Below are 2,990 nucleotides of genomic sequence, written 5' to 3'. Positions count from 1 at the left end.
CGTAATAGCCGCCCCCGCTCCTTTCGGGATAGCCTACCGCCACCCTGCCCCCCCAAAACGGCGATACCACCGCGCCCACCTGCTGCGTACGCTCATCGGCAAGCTTGGCTAGTCGGGACCTCCCCGCCCCCTAGCCGCTCCTGCTCTACGCCACAGCGGAAAGGAGTTGCCCATGGCCTCTCGCAGCTACGCCCGCCTCCGCCTGCGCCTGGCCCTTACAGCCGCCGGCCTCGGCACCGCGGTCGCCCTGTCCAGCAGCGCAAGCGCCACCAACGGCATGGCGATGGCCGGCTACGGCGCCCGGGCCGGGGCGATGGGCGGCGCCGGCATGGCCTACGACGCCGGCAACTCCAACGTCATGAACAACCCGGCCGCCTTCGGCTTCCGCGAGCCGGGGACCGTCCTCGGCCTCGGGCTGACGGTCCTCGGCCCGGAGGTCACCGCCGCGCACGAGGCCAGCGGCGCCGAGGCCCGCTCCGAGGGCGACGCCTACCCCTCGCCGTCGCTGTCGCTGATCCGTACCAGCCCCGGCGGGCTCACCTACGGCGCCGCCTTCCTCGCCCAGGGCGGGATGGGCACCGAGTACGGCGGGGAGACCTTCCTGTCGCGCAGCGGCGAGCCGGTCCGCTCCGAGGTGAGCTTCGGCCGGCTCATGCTCCCGCTCGCCTACCGGGTCAACGACCGGGTCAACGTCGCCGTGCAGCTCGACTACCTCGTCGGCAACATGGACCTGCAGATGGACATGGGCGGCGCCCAGGTCCGGGGCCTGATGAGCGGCGTCGGCGGCAGCCTCTCCGCCTCGCCGGGGCTCGGCGCGGCGCTAGACGGCTTCTCCGCCATCGACTACGCCCGGGTCGACTTCTCCAACGGCAGCGACCTCACCGGCGAGGCCCAGGGCGGCGGCCTCGCCGGCAAGATCGGCCTCACCCTGCGGCTCACCCCCGAGCTCACCGTCGGCGCCGCCTACCACAGCGAGAGCCGCATGGGCGACTGGAGCACCGGCGCCAACGGCGCCGAGCTCGCCTTCCAGGGCGACATGAGGGGAAGCACACGGTCCGTGGCCCTCCAGGGCGAGGTGGCGGTCGAGGACTTCGAGTGGCCGGCCACCTACGGCGTCGGTATCGCCTACGAGCCCGGCGACCGGCTCACCCTCGCCGCCGACGTCAAGCGCATCGCCTGGTCCGAGGTCCTCGAGACGCTCTCCCTGCGGTTCAAGGCCAGCGATAGCGAGGCCAACAACCTCGGGCCCGGCCGGGACTTCCGCGGCGAGGAGGTGGATCTCGCCCTGCGCCAGGAGTGGGCGGACCAGACCGTGGTCTCCCTCGGCGCGCAGCTGCGGGCCACCGCCGCGCTGACCCTGCGCGCCGGCGTCAACCTCGCCGACAACCCCATCCCCGACGAGTACCTCAACCCCCTCTTCCCGGCGATCATCGAGGACCACTACACCGCCGGGCTCGGCTACGCCTTCACCGAGCGCAGCCGGATCGGCCTGGCGGTGACCTACGCCCCCGAGGTCGAGGCGACCAACCCGCGCACCGGCGTGACCTCGCGGCACAGCCAGCTCAACGGCCGCGCCAACTACGTCTACCGCTTCTAGGGAGCTACATGTTCGGGTAGCCCGGGCCGTCGCCGCTGCCCTCGGGCACCGTCCAGCGGATGTTCTGCGCCGGGTCCTTGATCTCGCACGCCTTGCAGTGGAGGCAGTTGATGGCGTCGATGCGCAGCCGCGGCTCGCCGGTCCCGGGGTCGGTGTCGTAGCTGTAGACCCCGGCCGGGCAGTAGCGCACCTCGGGGCCGGCGTAGCGCGGCGCGTTGACCCGTGCCGGCACCTGCGGGTCGCGCAGGCGCAGGTGGCTGGGCTGGCCCTCCTCGTGGCGGGTGCCGCTGAGGAACACGGAGTCGAGCCGGTCGAAGGTGATCCGCCCGTCGTGGGCGGGGTAGTCGATGGGCCGGCGCTGCGCCGCCGGCCGCAGGGCCTGGTGGTCGGGCCGGTGGCCGAGGGTCCACGGCGCCCGGCCGCGCAGCAGGTACGCCTCCGCCGCCGCGTAGGCGAGCCCCAGGGGCAGCCCCCAGCGGAAGGCGGGGCGGATATTGCGCACCCGGCGCAGCTCCGGGGCGATCCAGCTCGCCTCGAGGCGCCGGCCCAGGTCGCCGGCCTCCGCCGCGCCGGCGCCGAGGGCGGCGTGGACCGCCTCGGCGGCGAGCATGCCCGACTTCATCGCCGTGTGGATGCCCTTGATCTTGGGGACGTTGACCAGGCCGGCGGTATCGCCGGCGAGCACGCCGCCGGGGAAGCTCAGCCGCGGCACGCTCTGCCAGCCGCCCTCGGGGAGAATCCGCGCGCCGTAGGCCAGCCGCCGGCCGCCCTCGAGCAGCGGCCGCACCGCCGGGTGGGTCTTGAGCTGCTGGAAGGCCTCGTAGGGGGAGAGGTACGGGTCCTCGTAGTCGAGCCCCACCACCAGGCCGACGGCCACCTGGCGGCGCTCCTGGTGGTAGAGGAAGCCGCCGCCGTAGGTGAAGGCGTCCAGCGGCCAGCCCAGGGTGTGGGTGATCGCCCCCGGCTCGTGGCGCTCCGGGCGGACCTCCCAGAGCTCCTTGAGCCCGAGGGCGTAGGTCTGCGGCTCGGCGCCGCGGGCGAGGCCGAAGCGCTCGAGGGCCTCCTGGCTCAGCGAGCCGTGGGCCCCCTCGGCGAGGACGGTCTGCCGGGCGCACAGCTCCACGCCGGGGTCGAAGCGCGGCCCCGGGGTGCCGTCCGCCTGCCGGCCCCGCGCCGGCGTGGCCACGCCGCGCACGGCGCCGGCCTCGTCGTAGAGCAGCTCGGCGGCGGCGAAGCCGGGGTAGACCTCCACCCCCGCCGCCTCGGCCTGCCCGGCGAGCCACCGGCACAGGTCGCCGAGGCTGCCGACGAGGTTGCCCGTGTTGTCCATCGGCGGCGGCGTCGGCAGCCGCCAGCCCCGCCGGGCGCCGAGCAGGAGCAGCCGCTCCGCCCC

At 74.5% G+C, this 2,990-nt stretch carries 2 protein-coding genes; one reads left to right on the top strand and one right to left on the bottom strand.

The features are described 5' to 3' along the window. Positions 1–172: 172 nt before the first annotated feature. Complete coding sequence (locus tag CKO13_RS11505; RefSeq protein ID WP_200261165.1) at positions 173–1,597, top strand: OmpP1/FadL family transporter; 1,425 nt, start codon at positions 173–175, stop codon at positions 1,595–1,597. Positions 1,598–1,601: 4 nt separating this feature from the next. Here CKO13_RS11505 and CKO13_RS11500 read toward each other — a convergent pair. Continuing rightward, the coding region (locus tag CKO13_RS11500; RefSeq protein ID WP_200261163.1) for an electron transfer flavoprotein-ubiquinone oxidoreductase at positions 1,602–2,990 on the bottom strand (1,389 nt) is incomplete at its 5' end.

The sequence above is a fragment of the Halorhodospira neutriphila genome (genome assembly GCF_016584055.1).
GTDB lineage: Bacteria > Pseudomonadota > Gammaproteobacteria > Nitrococcales > Halorhodospiraceae > Halorhodospira > Halorhodospira neutriphila.
This window is presented reverse-complemented; position numbering and strand designations above follow the sequence as displayed.